22 protein-coding genes and 2 riboswitches are annotated in these 21,181 nt (G+C 45.0%); of the genes, 16 read left to right on the forward strand and 6 right to left on the reverse strand.

Annotated elements, in window-relative coordinates; genetic code table 11:
• Positions 1 to 14: 14 nt before the first annotated feature.
• Positions 15 to 497 (reverse strand): metal-dependent hydrolase, encoded by a 483-nt coding sequence (locus BGM23_RS05045; protein ID WP_003228444.1) that lies wholly within the window; start codon positions 495 to 497, stop codon positions 15 to 17.
• A 166-nt stretch (positions 498 to 663) separates the two neighbouring features.
• Between BGM23_RS05045 and sspJ the strand changes: the two genes are divergently transcribed.
• Positions 664 to 804, forward strand: a complete 141-nt coding sequence (gene sspJ, locus BGM23_RS05050; RefSeq protein WP_003221612.1) for a small acid-soluble spore protein SspJ — start codon at positions 664 to 666, stop codon at positions 802 to 804.
• 116 nt (positions 805 to 920) lie between these two features.
• Positions 921 to 1,100: riboswitch (Lysine riboswitch) on the forward strand.
• A gap of 103 nt (positions 1,101 to 1,203) precedes the next feature.
• Positions 1,204 to 2,613: an amino acid permease gene (locus tag BGM23_RS05055; protein WP_003228445.1), complete on the forward strand. Its 1,410-nt coding sequence runs from the start codon at positions 1,204 to 1,206 to the stop codon at positions 2,611 to 2,613.
• Positions 2,614 to 2,899: 286 nt separating this feature from the next.
• Here BGM23_RS05055 and BGM23_RS05060 read toward each other — a convergent pair whose 3' ends face one another.
• Positions 2,900 to 3,847, reverse strand: coding sequence for an iron-hydroxamate ABC transporter substrate-binding protein (locus tag BGM23_RS05060; RefSeq protein WP_003228448.1), 948 nt, complete (start codon positions 3,845 to 3,847; stop codon positions 2,900 to 2,902).
• 205 nt (positions 3,848 to 4,052) lie between these two features.
• Here BGM23_RS05060 and BGM23_RS05065 point away from each other — a divergent pair, with 205 nt between their 5' ends.
• From BGM23_RS05065 to BGM23_RS05090, 6 genes are all read left to right on the forward strand, one after another.
• Positions 4,053 to 5,099, forward strand: coding sequence for a FecCD family ABC transporter permease (locus tag BGM23_RS05065; protein WP_032677074.1), 1,047 nt, complete (start codon positions 4,053 to 4,055; stop codon positions 5,097 to 5,099).
• Entirely contained in the window at positions 5,099 to 6,109 is a 1,011-nt protein-coding gene (locus BGM23_RS05070) for a FecCD family ABC transporter permease (RefSeq protein WP_003228452.1), read from the forward strand. Before BGM23_RS05065 ends, BGM23_RS05070 begins: the two co-directional genes overlap by 1 nt.
• Before the next feature lie 15 nt (positions 6,110 to 6,124).
• Positions 6,125 to 6,934: an ABC transporter ATP-binding protein gene (locus BGM23_RS05075; protein ID WP_015714695.1), complete on the forward strand. Its 810-nt coding sequence runs from the start codon at positions 6,125 to 6,127 to the stop codon at positions 6,932 to 6,934.
• A gap of 169 nt (positions 6,935 to 7,103) precedes the next feature.
• Entirely contained in the window at positions 7,104 to 8,297 is a 1,194-nt protein-coding gene (locus tag BGM23_RS05080) for an efflux RND transporter periplasmic adaptor subunit (protein WP_015714694.1), read from the forward strand.
• On the forward strand, positions 8,281 to 8,970 hold the full coding sequence (locus BGM23_RS05085) for an ABC transporter ATP-binding protein (RefSeq protein ID WP_014480848.1): 690 nt from the start codon (positions 8,281 to 8,283) through the stop codon (positions 8,968 to 8,970). The genes BGM23_RS05080 and BGM23_RS05085 overlap by 17 nt, the downstream gene beginning before the upstream one ends.
• On the forward strand, positions 8,963 to 10,192 hold the full coding sequence (locus BGM23_RS05090; protein ID WP_014480847.1) for an ABC transporter permease: 1,230 nt from the start codon (positions 8,963 to 8,965) through the stop codon (positions 10,190 to 10,192). The genes BGM23_RS05085 and BGM23_RS05090 overlap by 8 nt, the downstream gene beginning before the upstream one ends.
• A 33-nt stretch (positions 10,193 to 10,225) precedes the next feature.
• Here the strand turns inward: BGM23_RS05090 and rsiO are convergent, their stop codons facing one another.
• From rsiO to BGM23_RS05105, 3 genes are all read right to left on the reverse strand, one after another.
• Complete coding sequence (rsiO, locus tag BGM23_RS05095) at positions 10,226 to 10,636, reverse strand: acid stress-sensitive anti sigma factor RsiO (RefSeq protein ID WP_046663942.1); 411 nt, start codon at positions 10,634 to 10,636, stop codon at positions 10,226 to 10,228.
• A 60-nt stretch (positions 10,637 to 10,696) separates the two neighbouring features.
• Entirely contained in the window at positions 10,697 to 11,854 is a 1,158-nt protein-coding gene (gene oxdC / locus BGM23_RS05100; protein WP_014477958.1) for an oxalate decarboxylase, read from the reverse strand.
• Positions 11,855 to 11,974: 120 nt separating this feature from the next.
• Positions 11,975 to 12,127 (reverse strand): YvrJ family protein, encoded by a 153-nt coding sequence (locus BGM23_RS05105; RefSeq protein ID WP_003244090.1) that lies wholly within the window; start codon positions 12,125 to 12,127, stop codon positions 11,975 to 11,977.
• A gap of 201 nt (positions 12,128 to 12,328) precedes the next feature.
• Between BGM23_RS05105 and sigO the strand changes: the two genes are divergently transcribed.
• From sigO to BGM23_RS05130, 5 genes are all read left to right on the forward strand, one after another.
• Positions 12,329 to 12,859, forward strand: a complete 531-nt coding sequence (gene sigO, locus BGM23_RS05110; protein WP_014477957.1) for an RNA polymerase sigma factor SigO — start codon at positions 12,329 to 12,331, stop codon at positions 12,857 to 12,859.
• A 3-nt stretch (positions 12,860 to 12,862) separates the two neighbouring features.
• Positions 12,863 to 13,102 (forward strand): sigma-O factor regulator RsoA, encoded by a 240-nt coding sequence (gene rsoA, locus BGM23_RS05115; RefSeq protein WP_021480583.1) that lies wholly within the window; start codon positions 12,863 to 12,865, stop codon positions 13,100 to 13,102.
• 151 nt (positions 13,103 to 13,253) lie between these two features.
• On the forward strand, positions 13,254 to 13,967 hold the full coding sequence (yvrH, locus tag BGM23_RS05120) for a two-component system response regulator YvrH (RefSeq protein ID WP_003243545.1): 714 nt from the start codon (positions 13,254 to 13,256) through the stop codon (positions 13,965 to 13,967).
• Entirely contained in the window at positions 13,964 to 15,706 is a 1,743-nt protein-coding gene (yvrG, locus tag BGM23_RS05125) for a two-component system sensor histidine kinase YvrG (RefSeq protein WP_046663941.1), read from the forward strand. Before yvrH ends, yvrG begins: the two co-directional genes overlap by 4 nt.
• Before the next feature lie 71 nt (positions 15,707 to 15,777).
• Positions 15,778 to 16,656 carry an SMP-30/gluconolactonase/LRE family protein gene (locus BGM23_RS05130; protein ID WP_029318419.1) on the forward strand — a complete coding sequence of 293 codons (879 nt, stop codon included), beginning with the start codon at positions 15,778 to 15,780 and terminating at the stop codon, positions 16,654 to 16,656.
• Positions 16,657 to 16,693: 37 nt separating this feature from the next.
• On the opposite strand, the gene BGM23_RS05135 is transcribed toward BGM23_RS05130, so the two are convergent.
• Entirely contained in the window at positions 16,694 to 17,485 is a 792-nt protein-coding gene (locus BGM23_RS05135) for an SDR family NAD(P)-dependent oxidoreductase (RefSeq protein ID WP_046663940.1), read from the reverse strand.
• Positions 17,486 to 17,637: 152 nt separating this feature from the next.
• A riboswitch (cobalamin riboswitch) is annotated at positions 17,638 to 17,776 on the forward strand.
• Positions 17,777 to 17,881: 105 nt separating this feature from the next.
• Here BGM23_RS05135 and BGM23_RS05140 point away from each other — a divergent pair.
• From BGM23_RS05140 to BGM23_RS05150, 3 genes are read left to right on the forward strand one after another with little or no spacing between them, the layout of a single operon-like run.
• The gene (locus BGM23_RS05140; protein WP_046663939.1) at positions 17,882 to 18,826 is read left to right on the forward strand and encodes an ABC transporter substrate-binding protein; all 945 of its coding nucleotides are present in this window, start codon (positions 17,882 to 17,884) and stop codon (positions 18,824 to 18,826) included.
• Positions 18,789 to 19,850 carry a FecCD family ABC transporter permease gene (locus BGM23_RS05145; RefSeq protein ID WP_029725913.1) on the forward strand — a complete coding sequence of 354 codons (1,062 nt, stop codon included), beginning with the start codon at positions 18,789 to 18,791 and terminating at the stop codon, positions 19,848 to 19,850. The genes BGM23_RS05140 and BGM23_RS05145 overlap by 38 nt, the downstream gene beginning before the upstream one ends.
• The gene (locus tag BGM23_RS05150) at positions 19,850 to 21,178 is read left to right on the forward strand and encodes an ABC transporter ATP-binding protein (RefSeq protein ID WP_080477788.1); all 1,329 of its coding nucleotides are present in this window, start codon (positions 19,850 to 19,852) and stop codon (positions 21,176 to 21,178) included. Before BGM23_RS05145 ends, BGM23_RS05150 begins: the two co-directional genes overlap by 1 nt.
• The last annotated feature ends 3 nt before the right edge of the window (positions 21,179 to 21,181 follow it).

A 21,181-nucleotide genomic window follows, 5' to 3' on the forward strand; every position in this document is an offset into this window, starting at 1 on the left:
CAGCACTCATGTGTTTAAAACATGCGCCCATGAAACAGCATATAAAAGTAGTAACATGAAGCAAGGGTCAGGCCGGCTAGCACGAGCTGCTCAGAAAAACTGCCTGTCTTCATATATAATGGAAGCCGAACGCGGATCGTTGAAGGGAATAATAATTTGATTCCGTTCACCGTCCAAGCGTCAAGAATCAAGTGGCTCGCCATTCCGATCATCAGGCCGGCTGATATGTTTTTATCTGGAATGTATGTAGAAGTGATAAAAAACATGATGAGCATAAACAGCAAGCTGTGTGTAAATGTGCGATGGCCAAAAACGGAGCTGACCACTTTCGATAAAATAGGAAATTTTCTCCCGATTTTGCTTTGTGTGTGGCAGATATCGGGTATTAATGCTCCAACCGCGCCTGACGCAGCCATAAGCACTGGATCAAATCCATAATAATAAGCCGCTGCCGTACAAGAAGCGATGCCTCCCATGATGTGTGTTTTTCCTGTCATTTGCCGCTTCTCCTTTTATCTTTTGCAAAAAATCTCTGAATTACAAATATATCAAGAGAATGTATGTTTGATCAACAGGACTTTGGACGATAAAAAATATCCCGCATAATTTTTCAGGAAAGAGGCATCTTAAACATGTACCTATTTTTTAAAAGAGGTGATACGAATGGGTTTCTTTAATAAAGATAAAGGAAAACGTTCCGAAAAAGAAAAAAACGTAATCCAAGGAGCTCTTGAAGATGCTGGTTCAGCTCTAAAAGATGATCCGCTTCAAGAAGCTGTGCAAAAAAAGAAAAATAATCGATAACCACATGCGGATAGAGCTTGGCTCTATCCGTATTTTCCATCTGTTCCCTTTGACAGATCATCCTTTCTTTGATAACCTTCTGGGAGTAACTGAATAATTAAATCCTCACTCTTTCTCAGTGAGGTAGAGGTTGCGCGGATGATAAGTCACACATGCCAGGCTGACAGGGGCTGTTAAACATGTGTAAAAGGCATCAGCGCCGAAGTGTGGAGAAAGCCGATCCTTCTCTATGCTGGGACTGTATCTGAATAAGTGCAGGACTGCCGCGTGCTTTTTCGCGGAGGGCTATCCGGAGATCAAGGGTGTGTGTTTCTTTAAGCATGGACTTTTGTTCAGGCTTTTTTTGCGTTTATATGATCTCGGGGTCTGGTCCGTACAAAGAATCATGGAGGTACTGGAATGGAACAGACAAAAAAATGGGGTTTTTGGTTATTAACGGCGTTTGTCGTTGGAAATATGGTTGGATCAGGAATTTTCTCCTTGCCGAGCTCGCTTGCTTCAATTGCGAGTCCGTTTGGAGCTACGTCCGCCTGGCTTTTGACAGGTGCCGGCGTGCTGATGATTGCACTTGTGTTCGGACACTTGTCCATTCGCAAGCCTGAACTGACAGCGGGACCGCAAAGTTATGCAAGAGCGCTGTTTTCTGACCCGAAAAAAGGCAACGCTGCCGGTTTCACAATGGTGTGGGGCTACTGGGTGGCGAGCTGGATCAGTAACGTGGCGATCATCACAAGTCTCGCCGGTTACTTGACTTCGTTCTTCCCGATCTTGGTTGATAAACGTGAGATGTTTTCGATCGGCGGGCAAGAGGTGACACTCGGCCAATTACTGACGTTTGCCGTATGTACGATCTTGTTATGGGGAACGCACGCGATTCTTGTTGCCAGCATTAACGGCGCAAGTAAATTAAACTTTGTCACAACGCTTTCTAAAGTATTAGGTTTTGTCTTCTTTATCGTTGCCGGTTTATTTGTGTTTCAAACGGCATTATTCGGTCATTTTTATTTCCCGGTTCAAGGGGAAAACGGCACAAGCATTGGAATTGGCGGCCAGGTTCATAACGCCGCGATTTCTACACTATGGGCGTTTGTCGGGATTGAATCCGCGGTGATCCTGTCCGGCCGTGCGCGCTCTCAGCGTGATGTGAAACGTGCGACAATTACCGGCTTGTTGATTGCCTTGAGCATATATATTATTGTGACTTTAATTACGATGGGTGTTCTGCCGCATGATAAGCTTGTCGGCTCTGAAAAACCATTTGTTGATGTACTCTATGCGATTGTTGGAAACGCGGGAAGCGTGATTATGGCGCTTTTGGCTATCCTTTGTTTATTCGGAACGATGCTCGGCTGGATTTTGCTCGGCTCTGAGGTGCCATACCAAGCCGCTAAAGCAGGAGATTTTCCGGCATTTTTTGCAAAAACAAATAAAAAGGGAAGTCCGGTCATTGCACTCATTATTACAAACGTCATGTCACAGGTCTTCATTTTCTCGGTTATTTCCCGGACAATAAGTGACGCATTTACATTTTTAACGACAGCGGCTACACTCGCATATTTAATTCCGTATCTGGTATCTGCAATCTACAGCTTGAAGGTAGTCATCAAAGGTGAAACGTATGACCAGCTGAAAGGCTCCCGTGTAAGAGACGGATTGATCGCGATACTGGCGTGTGCATACTCCGTGTTTGTTATCGTAACAGGCACAGCAGATTTAACGACATTTATCCTCGGCATCGGTTTATTCTTTGTCGGCTTAATCGTTTATCCATTTGTGAGTAAAAAGTTCCAGAAAGAAAAACAAGCATAATGAAAAGACACCTGATTTGCTCAGGTGTCTTTTTTATAAAATCACAATTTCTCCTGTTAGGAATCCGTTCGTTAACCTAGCTGACAGGAAAGCTGAAATCGAAAGAAAAACTTTAAGGCACAATCGAATATGCAAAAAACGTTTTTCAGTCTCTCCAGCATAAAAAAACTGATCGCGATGAGGATGCAGCTTAATATGAATGGCTCAAAGAAAATATCTGATATGATTCAAATTGAGCTGTTCCTTATAAATTTGCAAAAGAGCCGCGGGCAGGCGGCTCTTTTGTTTATTTAGTCAAGCTTTCCGTAATAAACTTCAGTTGTCCTTCTAATGAAATCGGGTCAGAGAAATAGAAACCGATCGGATCCATCTTGTAGACATGGCCATTTTTAACGGCATTCAGGTTCTTCCAAATGGAGTTTTCAAAAACGCCGCCATCATCACCGCCTGATTGCCATGGGCCCGCGAAAATGTAATCCCCGGCAAAGTCAGGGAGCTTCTCTAATGAAATACTTGTATAACCTGGCCCCTGGTCAATGGCTTTTTCTTTTGTCAGCTTTGTAGCCTGCAGGCCAAGGTCTTTGTAAATGATGCTTCCGCCTCTTCCAAAGTCTTTACCGAATACGTAAATGTCTTTTCCGTTCGTTTGCATAATGGAAATGGTTTTGTCACCGACCGCTTTTTTGATTTTTGTTTTAGCGGCCGCAACTTTTTTATCCCACTTGGCCAGCCATTTTTCAGCTTTATCTTCAGTTCCCGTCATTTTTGCAAATTCTTTCAGCTGTTCGATGTTGTCGAGCTTATCGTATTTTACTGCGACAGTCGGCGCAATTTTTTCAAGCTTTTTAATATCAGCGCCCTGTGTTGTCCAGACGATAATCAGGTCAGGGTTCAAATCAATGACCTTTTCAACCGAAGTGCCGTCTCCGATGTTTTCAACGCCGTCGGTTTTTCCTTTGTAGTAAGGGTTTTTAAATACATTCTCAGGCGCACCGACAACGTTGATGCCGAGTGTTTTGAAGTAGCCGTAATAGCCGTCTGCCATGACAACCACCCGTTTAGGATGCTTCGGGATTTTTACATTTCCGTTTTCAGCCTTGTATGTAAAGGTTTCTGCGCCTTTTGAATCAGAGGCAGAACCTTTGCTTTCTGAGTTATTCCCGCAGGCTGCCAGCGCTGCAATCAATAACAGGGCAAAAAACGCGGCTCCGAGTTTCTTGTATATATGGGTCATATCTCATACCTTCTTTCTAAAAAATAGATGAAAAAGAGAATCATTATCATCTGTGATTATACCACTGCAAGTGCCGGTTGACACGATATTTTTGCAAATGCATTTTCATTTTTGTTCAAAACACTCTATTAAATCAGCTGAAAAAAGTGATATACTGAAACAGCAATTGATAATCATTATCAGTAACAGAAAGGAAGTACGGCAGTTGAGTCAACATAAAAATATACGGACTGCATCAGAAGAAATCCAATGGACGTCAAGGACATATGGCGCGGTCATCGTCCTTATTGCAGGTCTATGCCTGCTTTGCCTTGGCGCATTTTTATCCATATCCCTCGGTGCAGCGGATATTCATTTGCGCACTGTATGGGACGCCATTTTTCATTATCAGCCGACAAAGACATCTCACCAAATTATACATGATCTTCGGCTTCCGAGAACGGCGGCTGCCGCGCTTGTAGGCGCATTGTTGGCAGTGTCGGGAGCAATCATGCAGGGGATGACGAGAAACCCTTTGGCAGAGCCTTCGATTATGGGTGTGACATCAGGCTCTGCGTTTGCGGTTTCGATTGCGTTTGCCTTTTTTCCCGGACTTTCTGCAATGGGGCTTGTGCTATGGTCCTTTGCGGGAGCGGGGCTGGGGGCATCGACGGTAATGGGCATCGGCTTGTTTTCAAGGGGCGGACTTACGCCTGTAAAGCTTGCTCTGGCGGGTACGGCAGTTACTTATTTCTTTACCGGCATTTCAACTGCCATTGCAATCCGCTTTGATGTCGCTCAGGATATCAGCTTTTGGTACGCTGGCGGGGTAGCGGGTGTGAAATGGTCGGGGGTCCAGCTTTTGCTTATTGCAGGGGCTGTCGGTTTAACGCTCGCGTTTTTTATCGCCCGATCTGTGACAGTGTTAAGTCTCGGTGACGATCTGGCGAAAGGGCTTGGACAATATACATCAGCAGTGAAACTGGTGGGCATGCTTATTGTAGTAATTCTGACCGGAGCTGCGGTTTCCATTGCCGGCACCATTGCATTTATCGGGCTGATCATTCCGCATATTACCCGTTTTTTGGTCGGTGTGGATTATCGGTGGATCATTCCTTGCTCGGCGGTGCTCGGTGCTGTTTTGCTTGTTTTTGCTGACATAGCGGCCAGACTCGTAAATGCGCCCTTTGAAACGCCTGTCGGCGCGCTGACTTCTTTGATCGGCGTTCCCTTTTTCTTTTATTTGGCACGTCGTGAAAGGAGAGGGCTGTAATGAAAACAAAAACAAACAAACCGCTCGTTGTAATGGCTGTGACCTTTTTGCTTATCGTGGTGGTCTTTTTTATCAGTCTCAATTTGGGCGTTATCAAAATTGCACCGCTTAAAACGCTTCAGGTCTTTTTCGGCCAAGGAACGGCGCGTGATGAACTTGTCTTATTTGAGTTCAGGCTGCCCCGGATCATCCTTTCTTTGCTTGTTGGAGCAGGGATCTCCGTAGCTGGAGCCATTTTGCAAAGCGTGTCTCAAAATGAACTTGCCGAGCCTGGTATTCTCGGAATTAACGCCGGCGGTTCACTTGCTGTAGTGCTTTTTATATACTTTTTTCAAGGGTCAGCTTCAGATCTCAGCTTTTTCGGAACATTTATGCTGCCGTTCAGTGCTTTGGCAGGAGCAATCCTCGCTGCGTTTCTCATTTATATTCTGGCATGGAAAAAAGGCGTGACACCGATTCGGCTGATTTTAGTCGGCATAGGGGTGAATGCCGGATTCAATGCCCTGTTGCTGATTTTTCAGCTTAAGATGGACCCTCATGATTTTATGCAAGCCGCGGTTTGGATATCCGGCTCAATATGGGGGGCGAACTGGAATATGATCTGGGCGATTCTCCCTTGGATTGTGATCTTGCTTCTGTTTACTTTATATAAGGCACGCTATTTGAACATTATGCAGCTCGGAGACCAATTGGCGACCGGGCTGGGCACCGCTGTTGAAAAGGAAAGACGGATTCTTCTTCTGGCAGCGGTCACTCTTGCCGCTTCATGCGTGGCAGCTGCGGGGGGCATTGCGTTTCTCGGATTGATCGCGCCGCATGTGGCTAGAAGGCTGACCGGTCCACGTCACCAGACGCTGATACCGGTCTCCGCCTTCATCGGCTCATTCCTGTTTTTGCTTGCTGATACGCTGGCGAGAAATGTATTGGCACCATCAGAAATTCCGGTCGGACTTGTCATTTCCGTGCTAGGTGCGCCTTACTTTATTTATTTATTGATGAAAGCGAATTAGAGGAGGGGGCCGAATATGAATTCATTATCAACGGAACAGCTTGGTATCGGTTATGGCGACAGGGTGATTGTAGAGGATTTAAATATATCGATTCCTAAAGGGAAAATTACCACCTTAATTGGCCCGAACGGCTGCGGGAAATCAACGATTTTAAAAACAATGTCCAGAATTATGCGTTCACATGCAGGTGCCGTCTATTTAAACGGCAAAGCGATTCATAAAATGTCTACAAAGGACATTGCAAAAGATATGGCGATTCTTCCACAGACACCTGAAGCGCCGAGCGGCCTAACAGTGCACGAATTGGTGTCGTACGGCAGGTTTCCGCATCAATCAGGATTCGGCAGATTAAATGACGAAGACCGCCGGATTATCAAATGGGCGCTTAAAGAAACAGGCATGGCTGAATATGCTGAACGGCCGATTGAGGCATTGTCAGGCGGACAGCGTCAACGCGTGTGGATTGCCATGGCGCTTGCGCAAGGGACGGAACTGCTTCTGCTGGATGAACCTACAACGTATCTTGATCTTGCACATCAGCTTGAAATTCTGCAGCTGCTTGACAGACTCAACAAAGAGCAAGGGCGGACGATTTTAATGGTCATTCATGATCTTAACCATGCAGCTCGTTTTTCTCATTATATGATCGCGCTCAAAAAAGGCACGGTCATCAAGGAAGGAACTGCTCTGGAGGTCATGACACCAGACATTTTGAAGCAGGTATTTCAGATTGATGCAGAAATCGTGACTGATCCCCGTACAAATAAACCTGTATGCTTGACATATGACTTGATTAAAAGTGAAAAAGAGCTAGTTACTGTATGAAAAAATCCCGGTTTGAAGCCGGGATTTTTTTATTCGGCTTTGAAAATACAATTTTTCTATTTGATTCCGTCATTTCAATAAAAGGATTGCAAGTCTTTTTGAATTAATAGATAATATTGGTTAGAATGTTTCGAAAATATTACATAGTTTACAGAAAGAGGAGATCGTTGTGTCCAAGAAGAAAAAATGGCTTATTGGCGGTGCGATATGTGCCGGTGTGCTTGTATTGGCTGGGATCAGCGCTGGCGGTTTTTACTTTTTTACCCACATGAACCAAGTTGCCGTATCATCAGAGCCCTATGCTGAATCGGTCGCGGTATACATGGGAGGAGATTCAGAATCAGGCCAAACGTTTTCTGGAAAGGTTGAACCTGAGAAACAGCAGAAAGTATACATAGATTCAGAAAAAGGCAGCATTAAAAAAACATACGTCAAAGAAGGCGATCAGGTTAAAAAGGGCGATAAACTTTTTGAGTATGAGGGCGAGGATCATTCTGATGAAGTGGAGCAAGCCAATTTGCAAATTGAAATGACAAATCTGCAAATCAACCGTTTGCAAAAATCAATAACGGAAACGGAAAAAAAGCTGAAAGTTGCAGGAAAAGAAGAGAAAAACCAGCTTCAAGATGAACTTGATCAAGCCAATTTCGATTTGAAAACAAGCCAGCTTGAACTGAAGCAGCATCAAAAAGAACTGGCTGGCCTGACGAAAAACAAAGGTTCCAATGTCATTACAAGCAAGCATGACGGAATCGTTCAAAGCGTCAATCAGGATATCGCTGACGGTGCAACAGGTGACCAGGCAACGGGCCCGTATATCCAGATTGTTTCGACGGGCAAATATCTGGTCAAAAGCCAAATCAATGAGCTGTTAATGGACACGATCAAAAAAGGCAGCAAAGTCAGGGTCACGCTGAAAACAGGCGGTGAGGGCGAGTGGAAAGGAAAGGTCACCTCGATCGGCAAGCTTCCAGCGGGAGCAGGCGAGGGTGAAGAATCAGAAAGCTTTGCTGATGAAGAAATGAATCCCCAGTCCTCTAACTATCCTTTCACCATTTTATTAGACAGCCATAAAGGTCTTGAAGTCGGCTATCATGTCAATATCGAAGTGATGAGTGATAATGCTGATGCGGATACGATCAAGCTGCCGTCCGACATGGTCATTCAGGATGACGGCGAACCGTATGTGTGGAAAGCTGATGAGAATCAGAAAGCGGTTAAGCAGCCTGTTGAAATCGGAGAGACTGATGAAAATGACATGGTGGAAATTAAGAGCGGCCTGACGCCGGAAGATTATGTGATCTATCCTGATCCCGCGGTCAAGGAAGGAAAGCAGGTTACAGTCAATGCTGACACTGAATAATATTTCGAAGTCGTACAAGCTGGGAAAAGAAGAAGTTCCAATCTTGAAACATATCAATCTGACTGTTCAGGCGGGGGAGTTTTTAGCTATTATGGGGCCTTCCGGTTCTGGAAAGTCAACGCTAATGAATATTATCGGCTGTTTGGACAGGCCAACCTCAGGAACCTATACGCTTGACCAGATCGATATATTGAAAGGGAAAGACGGGGCTTTAGCCGAAATTCGCAATGAATCAATCGGGTTTGTGTTTCAAACTTTCCATTTGCTGCCGCGTCTCACCGCGCTGCAAAATGTCGAGCTGCCGATGATCTACAATAAAGTGAAGAAAAAAGAGAGAAGGCAACGGGCATATGAAGCGCTGGAAAAGGTCGGATTAAAAGACAGGGTCTCCTACAAACCGCCTAAGCTGTCCGGCGGCCAAAAGCAGCGGGTGGCGATAGCGAGGGCCCTTGTCAATCAGCCGAGGTTTATTTTAGCTGATGAACCGACCGGGGCGCTTGATACCAAATCAAGTGAACAAATTTTGTCACTGTTTTCTGAACTGCATCGGGAAGGCAAGACCATTATTATGATAACCCACGACCCGGACGTCGCCAAAAAAGCTGACAGAACCGTTTTTATCAGAGACGGAGAGCTGGTATTAGATGAGAGAGGGGATATCAGCCATGCTTGAACATATTCGAATCTCCTTTCAATCCATTTTTTCTCATAAATTAAGATCGATTCTGACAATGCTCGGCGTGATTATCGGCATAGCGGCAATCATCGCGATTGTTTCAATGCTGAAGGGCCAAAGTGAGCAATTAAAGCAAAGTATGATCGGCATGGGAAACAACGCGATCAACGTTGTCTACCAGCCGTCTGGCGGAGAAGAGGAGAGCGGCGGCCCTCAGGTGTCGTATGCGTCCGCGCCGCCTGTAGCGGAAGAAACAGTAAAGGCGATCAAATCAGATCCGATGGTCAAAGGATTATCCTTATATTACTTGTCAGAAGGCGCGAGCGTTTTTCATTTAACAAACGTTTCGTATCCCCAAGTGTATGGAGTGGACGATGATTACTTCGACATGTTTCCAATCCGAATAACCGAAGGGAGAAAGCTGACGGAAAACGATTTAAACAGCACACACCAAGTAGTGATGATCAATGAAGCTGTCAGAGATGAACTGTTTCCAGACGGAGAAGCTCTGCATAAAAACATTGAGATGAATGGTGTGCCGTTTAAGGTCGTCGGTGTTTTTAAAGAAAAAAATCAACAGGAAAGCATGTTTGAAGGCGACTACGCGAACCCGGTTTTGTACGTGCCGAAAAAAGTGTGGCCGCTTATTGAAGGGTTTGACGCGCCAACGCAGATTGCCGTGCAGGCTGATTCTTCTGAGCATATCCAAGAAGCGGGTGTAATGGCTGCAGATCTTTTAAATCAGGGACTGTCAGAAGCTGAGCTGGAAAAAGCAGAGTACAGTGTAATGGATCTTCAGGAGATCGCGCAGGAAGTGGAGTCCTTTAATCAGTCATTTGCATTGCTGCTTGGCGGAATCGCCAGTATTTCACTTTTGGTGGGCGGTATCGGCGTCATGAACATTATGCTCGTTTCCGTAACGGAGCGCACGAGGGAAATCGGAATTAAGAAAGCGCTCGGTGCTAAGCGGCGTGTGATTTTATTTCAATTTTTAACCGAGGCTGTTGTGCTGACAAGCATTGGAGGAATACTCGGTGTGCTGGCAGGCTTCGGCATCGCCAAGCTGCTGACGGTCATTTTTCCGATGCCTTTTATCGTCTCCATTCCAGCTGTTGTCGGAGCACTCATCTTTTCAATGGCAGTCGGCATTATCTTCGGCTTGCTTCCGTCCATTAAGGCTTCGAAGCTTCAGCCTGTAGACGCGCTTCGCTATGAATAAAAAGAACGCATCCAATTGGAATGCGTTCTTTTTTTAGCTGGGAAGAGCCGAGTTGCATTTGTCTAAAATCAAAAAAACGGCTGCGACAATCATTTCCTCTGTGGTGGACAGCCAGATGTCGCTGATCAATTGGTCTGTTGTATGAGCAGTCATCCACAAAAACAGCAGCTGTACGATGCCAGCAAGGAGAATGAATAGACGTTTTCCTGTCTTGAAAAATGTAAAGCTATGTATCATCAGCCGTTCAAATGGTTCAAAGCATAATCCGAGAACAAGGAATACCATGGCAAAAAGCAGGACATGAGCTGCTGAGCGGTAGCTCGTTCCCGCTAAAGAAAACAATATATAGATGACAGCAAAATAGGTCAACACCACTGCTGATGCGGCCAGCAAGTACTTTATGGAGAGCCGCAATAAGCGTTTTGAAGGGTTTTGATGTTTCACTGGTTCAGCTCCTTATGAAGGCTTGCAGAGAACAAGTGCTCTCTGCAAGCCGCAAGTCTTTTATTTACTGCATTTCTTTTTCACTACTGGGTGCTTTTCTTTTGAAAGCACATCAGTAAAGTCTTTGCCCAAGTCAAGGTGCGCTTGAACAAATGTTTCAGGAAGCATGGCAAGCCATTGGTTTAAAGATACATCAGCATAATGGTCGTCTTTGAAGATTTCTAAAAAGACAAGCGGTTCATCCCCGATGTTTTCAACGTAATGACCCATTGCAAATGGTACATACCCGACATCACCAGCTTGGTAATTAAATGTTCTGGCATGGCCGTCAGATGCAAAAACGGTCATTCTAGCTTTACCGGAGATGTAGTATTGCCATTCGTGGGTATTCGGATGCCAGTGCAGTTCTCTCATGGCGCCGGGTTCTACTGTTACGAGCGCTGATGCGATGGTTTTAGACACTTTGAAGTTTGTCGAATCTGCAATGTATACTTTTCCTCCCTCAGATTCGATCGGCTCTTGTTCAAGAAGGCGGTAAGTAAATGGATAAGGCACTTCGCCATTTGGCCCTTCCACAATATCATCTTTTAAACTGCCAGGAAGTTGGTTTTCAAATATATATTTTTCTTTGCCAGGTAAATTGGCAATCTCTTCTTTTGTCACGCCGAAGTTCGCAGCAATGACTTCTTTTGGAGTGTGGGCAAGCCAATCTGTCAGCTGGAACGTGCTGTTTTCAGAGAATGATCCATCGTCAAACACGAGCAGGAACTCAGCTCCCTCATCCAGCGCTTGGATGGAGTGCGGCAGGCCTGACGGGAAGTACCAAAGGTCTCCTTCACCTACATCGTCAATAAAGCTGCGCCCTTTTTCATCTACAATTGTGACTCTTGCACTTCCGTAAATCATATAAGCCCATTCAGCTTCTTTATGCCAGTGAAGCTCGCGAATCGCGCCTGGCTTCAGCCGCATATTTACGGATGCAAGGTTTTCTGAAATCGGCAATTCACGTACTGTCACTTCACGGGCATATCCGCCTTTTTCTAATCGGTTATGTGTATCAGAGAACGAAAACTTCATATTGCTGACGGTGCCATGATCGGTTTCAGGCGGAACGAGCATATCAGGGTTTTGCCGGTCTCTTTCAATATTGCGCGGGATTTTTACCGTTGCTCCTTTGTCTCCTCTAATTGGCTGCGGAATGTCATTTTGTTTTTTCATGAAATGTTTCCTCCTTACATTTAAATGTGATAGCAGAAAGAGAAGGTGAAAGGCCTTTCGTTTTCCCTTCTGTTTTGTTAAGTGAAAAAAAACAGTGAAAAGTCAACTTCGATTGAAAAATTATTTTTTTGCATGATCTTTCAGTTCTGTCATTAGTTCTATTAGTTGATCAAACTTCTTTTCGAATCGGGTCAGCAGATACATTGCAATCAGCGCGGGAAACCCCAAATTGCCGATCTGTTTTACGACTTCCTCTATAAAAACCTGATCCATAGGAAAATACCTCCCTTCTTTTTCTGCAGTCATGTATGTAAGTGAAGGAAAACCGATAAAACGTAAACTGCTGCAAAGTATTTTGGAAGACACTAGTCGGAAAGTAGTAGTTTACTTTTTTTTGCTTTCCTTCATTTAATTTAGTAGGGAGGCGGTTTGATGGACTATCAAAGTCTTTTACGGTCAAAATGTAAGGAGATAATGAAGCATCCCATCGTGAAGCATTTTTTGAGCAATCCTCAGCATTACCGTTTGTTCAAAAACGTAATGGAAAGCCCTAACGAAAAAGATGCAAAATCATTGGACGAGCTATTTAAGCAGTTTTATAAAGAAATCCGCATCGTCAAGTATATGAATTCAATGATTCGCATCTTTTCTATTGATTTTGATAAGCGGGTTCGCAAAAATCAAAAACGGTATCCGCTGACGGTTGATCATCCGGAGGCGGGAGACCGGCTTCCTTCCGAAACAGGAAGCGATGCATTTGAAGAATTTTTAGACAGGCAGGATGATTTGAGCCAGCATGTTCAGGATTATCAGCTCTACCAAGCGATTCAGAAGCTGACTGACAAACAAAAAAGTGTGCTGACGAAAGTGTATCTTCACGGTGCCACGATGCAGGAGATTGCAGATTCATTAGGGGAGTCCCGACAAAACATCTCCAACATTCATAAAAAGGGGCTGGAGAATATCAGAAAGCAGCTAGCGGCGCAAAAAAAGGGGGAAAAGTAAGCTGTGAACGGCCAGTTTGAACAAAAAAAGAAACAAAAAGACGAGACTTATGACATTGAGCACCTGATTGCATGCTTTTCACCGATGATCAGAAAAAAACTCAGCAATACGTCCTATCAAGAAAGAGAAGATTTAGAGCAAGAGCTGAAGATCAAAATGTTTGAAAAGGCTGATATGCTTTTGTGTCAGGATGTACCGGGGTTTTGGGAGTTTATTTTGTACATGGTAGATGAGAACTCATAATATTTTCATATGAAAAAACATCAAAAGGGAGCGCTTGTTTGCTCCTTTTTTGCTGTTTTGATTTGCCAAGCTCCAATGTATTCAAAAATGTACCATAAATAAACGATATAATGATAAGATGAAAAAAACAGTGACAGAAAGGAACATAAAAGTGGAAAATGCGTCAATTTTAATCGTAGACGATGAGAAAGCGATTGTGGACATGATCAAACGCGTTCTCGAAAAAGAAGGTTATCGAAATATACTGGATGCGGCAAGCGCAGAAGAAGCGATTCCCGTTGTGAAGGCCAATAAGGTTGACTTGATTGTGCTGGATGTCATGATGGGCGGAATGTCCGGTTTTGAAGCCTGCACATTGATCAGAGAGTATTCAGACGCTCCGATTTTTTTCCTGACGGCAAGATCATCCGACGCGGACAAATTATCGGGCTTTGCGGTTGGAGCTGATGACTATATCACAAAACCATTTAATCCGCTGGAATTAGCGGCGCGGATCAGAGCGCATCTCAAGCGTACATATCAATCGAAAGAAACGAGTTCAAATCAAACCTACACATATGATTACTTTACTTTTTCTCCGCAAAATGCCGAGTTGATCGTAGGCGGGGAAGCCGTTGCCTGTTCAGCCCAGCTTCTGCAGCTTTTGCAGTATTTTTGTGAACACCCTAACGTGGTGCTTTCCAAAGATCAAATATATGAAAAAGTATGGGGCTATCCTTCCTACGGTGACAACAACACCGTCATGGTTCATATTCGCAAGCTTAGGGAGAAGATTGAGCGCGATCCGAGCAATCCGGAGTATATTGTAACCGTTCGAGGTCTCGGCTATCGTTTTATCCCAAATCCTGAAGGCAAGCGGTCATGAGGTTAAGATGGAAGTTTTTGTTTCACTTTTTCGGCCAGATGCTGATTGTGATCCTGCTGCTTACGGTTATGCTTGTTGCGTCGTTTTTCTATTTAGACGCTCGTTTTAGCGATGCGGAATCCAATTCAGGGCTGACGAAGGCAACGACCGACACACTTGAGGCATATCTCGATGTAAACGAAGACGGGACATGGGAAGTGGATAATTTCCTGAAGAAATCTGTTGATAAACAGCACGGCTGGATGCAAATCATTGATTCGGAAGGAAACACTGATTATTCCTACGGCGTGCCAAAAGACGTGCCTGGCACCTATACCAAGAAAGAGCTTTTGTCTATTTATAAAACCAAAAAGCTTCATAACTATAAACTGAATTATTGGGCCATCAATATTGAAGATAAGTCGTATCTTCTATTGTCCGGCTGGAAATCAAAAAGTGAACAGCTCCTGACTTCCGTTGAAAAGCGCGAACAAAAGATAGACTCACTAGCGCACTATAAGTCTAGTACCATCGACTATATTAAACGGAAAAAAGGCGCCATTTACCTGTTAGACAGCAATGGAAAGATTCTCGACAGCATCAACAGCACAAAAAGCGAAAGAAAAACGATGAACCAGCTGGAGCTGCTTAAATACAGCTCTAAGCCTTGGAACTATAAGCGGGAAATTTCCGTTAAGATCCTCAATAAAGACAGATGGATGGTCGCTACGGTGCCAAACCCAGTTTATGTAACCGATCAGGAGTTTAACAAATCATTCCTGAAGGTTGTATTAAAAGCGATGTTTCTCGTGATGGCCGTTTTGTTCATGTATATCATTTGGATGACCGTTTGGTATATGTTCCGATTCGGGCTGCCGATTTTTCACACGATTAGATGGCTGGTCAATCTGTCAAAAGGGAAGCTTGAGGAACCTAGAAACCGGGAAGGCCGTCCTGTCAGCAAAAATAAAAAGGGAAAAATCAAACAGCCGTACCGCTTCTTCGGTGAGATATTTGAATCAATGGATCAGCTGACTGAAACGCTGAGAAGGGATAAAAGAAACAGAGAAAAAATCCAGGCGACAAGGGAAGAATGGATTGCCGGTTTGTCACATGACTTAAAAACACCGCTCAGCAGCATTTACGGCTACAGCATGATGCTCGAGTCGAAGCAGTATGACTGGTCGCCGGAAGAAGTGAAAGAAATGGGGCAGGTTGTCAGAGAAAAATCTGAATACATGTCTAAGCTGATTGAAGACTTAAATTTAACGTATCGGCTGAAAAATGATGCTCTTCCTATTGAGAGAAATCTCACTAGCCTTATCCCGTTTTTTAAAAATGTCATTGAGGATTTTAAGAAAAATCCGTTTTCTGAAGGCTATGATATCTCGTTTGTATCCAAAGAAGAGCATATTGAATTTGCCCTTGATGAAGCGTGGTTCAGGCGCATATTAGAAAACCTCCTTGGGAATGCCGTGAAGCACAACGGCAAAGGAACAGAGATTCAAGTCATTCTGGAGCAAACAAAAAATCATATATCTTTAAAGGTGAAGGACAATGGGAAAGGAATGGATGAAGAAACGATTACCCATTTGTTTAACCGTTACTACAGAGGGACGAACACAAAAGATTCAACTGCCGGAACGGGTCTCGGGCTCGCGATTGCCAAGGAGCTTGTCCATCTGCATAACGGAACGATACATGTGAACAGCAGAATGAACATTGGAACGGTCATTACCATCCTTTTTAAAAAACAATAAACATCAAGTGGTTTGGACACCTCTTTGCCGGGAATAACAATATATAGACTGAAGCTAAAGAGGTGTAACACATGGATGCAGTATTGGAAGCAGACACTCGGGCAGTGATTGGTGAAGGCCCATTATGGGATGAAGAAAACGGCCGTTTATATTGGGTTGATATCCTGGGGAGCGAGCTCCACATCTTTGACCCTGAAGAAAAAATCAACCGATCAATCAAATTCAAATCCTTTGTGACGGCGCTTGCGAAATATTCAAAGGATGAACTGATTATGACGATGAAGGACGGGTTTTACCTGTATCATCTTCGGGATGACAGCTTGGAAAAAATTAAACAGCCGAAGGACATGCATGAGAGCCTGAGATTTAATGATGCTAAATGTGACCCGTACGGAAGGCTTTGGGCGGGGACGACGAGCATGGAAGGCGAGCAAAAACAGGCGTCGCTGTACCGTTTGAATCTAGACGGCAGTCTTGTCAAAATCAAGGATCAAGTCTCCACATCAAACGGTTTGGATTGGGACCGCGAGCGGAATTTGATGTATTACATCGACACGCCGACGCAGGAGATTGTGCGTTACAGCTATGATCCTCAAAGCGGAGATGTTTTGAATCCAGAACCTGTCTATCGTTTTGATCAGTCAGACGGATTGCCGGACGGCATGACAATTGACCAAAATGGCATGTTGTGGGTGGCGCTGTTTGGCGGCAGCCGCGTTGTTCACATTGACCCGTTTCAGAAAAAAGAAATCAATTCAATCAGCGTGCCGGCTAAATATGTCACGTGCTGCGCGTTCGGCGGCAGAGACTTAAAAACCCTTTACATTACAACGGCAACAGAACAAATGACAGAAAAAGAGAGATACGAGCAGCCTCACGCTGGAGGATTGTTTTCAGCACAACTGGAAACAGGCGGATATCAGCCGGTACCATTTGCTGGAGACGTATAAAAAAAACGCATCCGAAACACGGATGCGTTTTTTTATACTACAGAGAACGGATAATGCCGCCTTCCACACGCTGTGCCGTGCCGTTAATGGCGGATGCGGCGTCAGACGCGAGGAATACGATTGTGTTGGCGACTTCTTCTGCTGTCGCGTATCGCTGAATAAGCGAAGTTGGCTCATTGACCTTGAAATAGTCTTTGATAAATGTATCTGTATCCTGGCCGGCTGCTTGTGCGGCGCCTTCCATATAGGATGCCACGCCCTCTGTCCAAGTAGGTCCCGGGAGCACTGAGTTAACCGTCACATTTGTGCCTTTTGTCATTTCAGCCATTCCTCTTGAAAGGCTGATCAGCGCCGTTTTTGTCATTGAATATGGAATCATCGTTGGCAGCGGTTTGACGCCTGCTTCACTTGCAATATTTAAAATACGGCCGCTGTTTTTGGCAAGCATTTTTGGAAGGAAGTGACGGCATGTCCGAACGGCGCTCATCACGTTCACTTCGAAATATTGATTCCACTCTTCATCTGTCACATCTGCAAAGTCTTTTACCTCGAAGAAACCAAGGTTGTTGACAAGGATATCGATATCACCGATTTCATTTACTTTTTCGATAAAAGCCGCTGCTTCATCTGTTTTTGACAAATCGGCAGCAGCACCGTGCACTGTTCCATAGCCAGAAAGCTCTTCAATGGTGCGATCGACAGTCTCCTGTTTGCGTCCGTTGACAATGACTGCCGCACCCTCTTGCAGAAAGCTTTTTGCGGCGGCTTTCCCGATGCCGGACGTCGAGCCGGTGATTAAGACGAGTTTGTCTTTTAGCTGTAAATCCATAAGAATCATTCCTTTTGATTGATGTGGTATTAAGTATACAAGATCAAATTTAGTGTTTACGAGGATTTTGCTCCCATACACAATACGGGGAAAAGTCATTCAGGACACATATACAAGCCTGTCAGTCATATAGTATAATTACTCCGAAAAAAGGATACGAATGTCAAATAGGTGCCGGTCCGTGAACAACAGCCGGCTTAAAAGGGAAACCGGTAAAAGCCGGTGCGGTCCCGCCACTGTAATTGGCCAAGCGCCAAGAGCCAGGATACCTGCCTGTTTGATCAGCACGAATTCTGCGAGGACAGATGATGTGTAAACAATAGGCTTTTTTGTGTTGTTTACAGCATCTTTACCGTCGTAGAGATGCTTTTTTAGTTCGTTTAGGAGGAAAATATTATGAAAAAACGAGCCGGGATATGGACTGCGCTCCTGTTGGCTGCTGTTATGCTGGCAGGCTGCGGCAATCCTGCGGATCAGAAGGATTCAAAGACAAAACAAAAAACAGAAGCGTTTCCTGTCACCATTGATGATGCGTCAAACCAAGATGTAACCATCAAAAAAGAGCCAAAAAAGATTGTTTCATTAATGCCGAGCAACACAGAAATTACATACGCACTTGGCCTTGGTGACAAAGTGGTCGGTGTCACCACAAACGATACCTATCCAAAGGAAGTCAAAAAGGTTGAGAAAGTCGGAGATATGAATGTAAACGTTGAAAAAGTCATTTCTCTAAAACCAGATCTCGTTCTGGCCCATGAGTCTTCCATGTCAGCATCAGCGGATGCCATCAAACAGCTGAAGGACGCGGGCATTACAGTGCTGACTGTCAATGATGCACAATCATTCTCCGAGGTGTACAAATCAATCGAAATGATCGGAGAAGCTGGCGGGGCGGAGAAAAAAGCCGATCAGCTCGTGAAAAGCATGAAATCAGATCTAAAGGATATTCAAGAAAAAGCGAAAACCATTTCAAAAGACGAGGAGAAAAGCGTATTTATCGAGGTTTCTCCTGATCCTGACATTTATACAACCGGAAAAGATACGTTTATGAATGAAATGCTGAATGTCATCCATGCTAAAAACGCAGCTGCGGATCAGACAGGATGGGTGCAAATGACAGACGAGGCGATCGTAAAACTCAATCCTGATGCAATTGTTACAACGGACGGTGTGAAAGCGAAAGCTGTGGAAAAACGCGATGGCTGGAGCGAAATCAATGCTGTGAAACATCATCGTGTATATGATGTGGACCCTGATCTTGTGACACGTTCCGGTCCCCGTCTGATCGAAGGGGTCGAAGAACTTGCGGAAAGCATTTACCCGGATACGTTTAAGGAATAATCGTTATGCCGCATATATCATTGGTTTCTCATTTTTAGCCGTGAGCATCATCTTAGGAATTTCTTGCGGCAGCCTGCATATTCCTATTCCCGCTGTTTTTCGTATCTTTTGGCATCAAGGTTTCGGCGGCTCTATCGGTTCTGATGATCCGATGTACACTAATATTATGATGAATATCAGACTGCCGAGAGTTGTGCTGGCCGCCCTTGTGGGGGCGGCTCTTTCTATTGCAGGGGCCGCTTTTCAAGGATTGTTGAAAAATCCACTTGCTGATCCCTATACGCTAGGTGTGTCATCCGGTGCTTCAGTCGGAGCTGTTGTGACTCTGTTCTTAGGTCTGCACCTTCCTGTCATCGGAGAGTTTACACTCCCGGTTGTGAGTGTAGCCGCGGCACTTGCCACGATGGCGGCAGTCCTTTTCTTCAGCCGCCTCGTTCATGCTTCGATGTCTGTTTCCACCCTCATTTTGACCGGTGTCATCACCAACTCTTTTTTGGGCGCATTTATTTCTCTTATCATCGCCTTGACAGGAGACAACCTGCTTCCGATTGTGCATTGGCTGCTTGGCAGCGTCTCAATGAGGGGCTGGAGCTATGTTATTTTGTTTCTCCCGTTTTTTCTTTTGGGAACCATTTTATTGATTATAAACGGAAGGGAACTGAACGTGATGACATATGGAGAAGATAAAGCAAAGCTTCTTGGAGTCAGCGTTCAGCAGAGGAAGATGCTGATTCTAATAGCCGGATCTCTTTTGACGGGAAGCGCTGTGGCAGTATCGGGTACGATTGGCTTTGTCGGCCTTGTGATTCCGCATATCACAAGGCTTTTGTGGGGAACGGACCATCGGCATTTACTGCCGCTGTCCGCCTTGCTCGGGGCAGGATTTCTCGTTTTAGCCGACCTGCTTTCCAGAACCATCATTGAGCCGATTGAACTGCCGATCGGGATCATTACGTCCTTGGCGGGAGCGCCTGTGTTCGCTCTTATTTTAATTCGGCAGCACCGCGGGGGGAGAAGCTTATGATGAAGGCAGAAGGGCTGTCGGGAGGATACGGCGACAGCCGCCTAATTAACAATATCAGCTTAACCGTGGAGAAGGGAGAATTTCTCGGAATTCTTGGCCCTAATGGAAGCGGAAAAACCACGCTTTTGCACTTGCTGACAGGTACGCTGCCGGCCAAGGAAGGCAGCGTTTATCTGGCCGGAAAACTGCTGGCGGACTATAAACCGAAGGAACTGGCGCAAATCATGGCTGTCCTGCCGCAAAAAATGGATCAAGCCTTCACCTTTACTGTCGAAGAAACTGTAGCCTTTGGCAGATATCCATTCCAAACGGGGCTGTTCAGACAGCAGACTGAAAAGGGTGAAGCCATTGTACAGGAAGCAATGGAGCAAACAGGAGTGGCCGATTTTGCGCAAAAGCCGATTCGCGAACTAAGCGGAGGGGAACAGCAGCGGGTGTATTTGGCACAAGCTTTGGCGCAGCAGCCGCGTATTTTATTTTTGGACGAGCCGACTAATTTTCTCGATCTGGCTTATCAAAAAGACCTGCTTGATCTGATCAAACGCCTGACGAGAGAAAGCGGATTGGCAGCTGTCAGCGTTTTTCATGATCTGAACACCGCAAGCCTGTACTGTGATGGGCTCATGTTTATGAAAAACGGTACCGCCGGGCCTAAGCAAAAACCGGAATATGCTGTTACAGAACAAAGCATAAAGGCGGTGTACGATACAGATGTCACCGCCTTGGTTCATCAAAGCTCACCTAAACCGATGATTGTGATTCAGCCTGAAAAAGATAGCGTGAAGCGGCAGTCTATCCCATTTGAAGCATTGCTCCAAGCGGGGCGTGATGACATTCTTCTGCAAACGGAAATCCCGCTTCGAACATTGTCCTCCACGCCTATCGGTGCAGGGTTTTCGTGGAGCAGGACGCTGATCCATAAACGGCTGCCAGATCAGCCAGATCCGATAGAAGGACTTACGGCCTGTCTTTCAGAAAGCGGTTTTCAACTGCAGGAGACGTGTGCGATGGCTTCTTCAGAAAGACTTGACCGTTTCGTGTATCGAACATATGAAGACGGAGAGTTATCCGTTTTCATATGCGTTCAGACCGGCTTTTCGATTTGGATTTTGATTAACGGCTATGCGGCAGATCAATTCTTCATCAAAGCTCTTATGGCTGCCGAAGCAGAACGGACGAAAGTGCTGGGAGACGGAGGAGGCACAGGTGATATTCTCATCGCCGCGACTCAAACTCAGCAATCAGAAAACATAGAACAGCGGCTGAACCAATTGATAAAGAAAGGGACAGCTGAATGTATAAAAGAGGCTGCTGAGTTGTTTGAATAAGTC

This window comes from Bacillus sp. FJAT-14266 (assembly GCF_001719225.1).
GTDB lineage: Bacteria > Bacillota > Bacilli > Bacillales > Bacillaceae > Bacillus > Bacillus subtilis.

What these genes read in the sequence shown, in the direction of transcription:
- BGM23_RS05130 (WP_029318419.1), top strand. Translation starts at nt 15,778, where the DNA reads ATGGATGCAGTATTGGAAGCAGACACTCGGGCAGTGATTGGTGAAGGC.
- BGM23_RS05105 (WP_003244090.1), bottom strand. Translation starts at nt 12,127, where the DNA reads ATGGATCAGGTTTTTATAGAGGAAGTCGTAAAACAGATCGGCAATTTG.
- BGM23_RS05075 (WP_015714695.1), top strand. Translation starts at nt 6,125, where the DNA reads ATGAATTCATTATCAACGGAACAGCTTGGTATCGGTTATGGCGACAGG.
- sspJ (WP_003221612.1), top strand. Translation starts at nt 664, where the DNA reads ATGGGTTTCTTTAATAAAGATAAAGGAAAACGTTCCGAAAAAGAAAAA.
- yvrG (WP_046663941.1), top strand. Translation starts at nt 13,964, where the DNA reads ATGAGGTTAAGATGGAAGTTTTTGTTTCACTTTTTCGGCCAGATGCTG.
- sigO (WP_014477957.1), top strand. Translation starts at nt 12,329, where the DNA reads ATGAAGCATCCCATCGTGAAGCATTTTTTGAGCAATCCTCAGCATTAC.
- BGM23_RS05090 (WP_014480847.1), top strand. Translation starts at nt 8,963, where the DNA reads ATGCTTGAACATATTCGAATCTCCTTTCAATCCATTTTTTCTCATAAA.
- BGM23_RS05150 (WP_080477788.1), top strand. Translation starts at nt 19,850, where the DNA reads ATGAAGGCAGAAGGGCTGTCGGGAGGATACGGCGACAGCCGCCTAATT.
- BGM23_RS05055 (WP_003228445.1), top strand. Translation starts at nt 1,204, where the DNA reads ATGGAACAGACAAAAAAATGGGGTTTTTGGTTATTAACGGCGTTTGTC.
- oxdC (WP_014477958.1), bottom strand. Translation starts at nt 11,854, where the DNA reads ATGAAAAAACAAAATGACATTCCGCAGCCAATTAGAGGAGACAAAGGA.
- BGM23_RS05060 (WP_003228448.1), bottom strand. Translation starts at nt 3,847, where the DNA reads ATGACCCATATATACAAGAAACTCGGAGCCGCGTTTTTTGCCCTGTTA.
- BGM23_RS05085 (WP_014480848.1), top strand. Translation starts at nt 8,281, where the DNA reads ATGCTGACACTGAATAATATTTCGAAGTCGTACAAGCTGGGAAAAGAA.
- BGM23_RS05140 (WP_046663939.1), top strand. Translation starts at nt 17,882, where the DNA reads ATGAAAAAACGAGCCGGGATATGGACTGCGCTCCTGTTGGCTGCTGTT.
- BGM23_RS05070 (WP_003228452.1), top strand. Translation starts at nt 5,099, where the DNA reads ATGAAAACAAAAACAAACAAACCGCTCGTTGTAATGGCTGTGACCTTT.
- BGM23_RS05045 (WP_003228444.1), bottom strand. Translation starts at nt 497, where the DNA reads ATGACAGGAAAAACACACATCATGGGAGGCATCGCTTCTTGTACGGCA.
- BGM23_RS05135 (WP_046663940.1), bottom strand. Translation starts at nt 17,485, where the DNA reads ATGGATTTACAGCTAAAAGACAAACTCGTCTTAATCACCGGCTCGACG.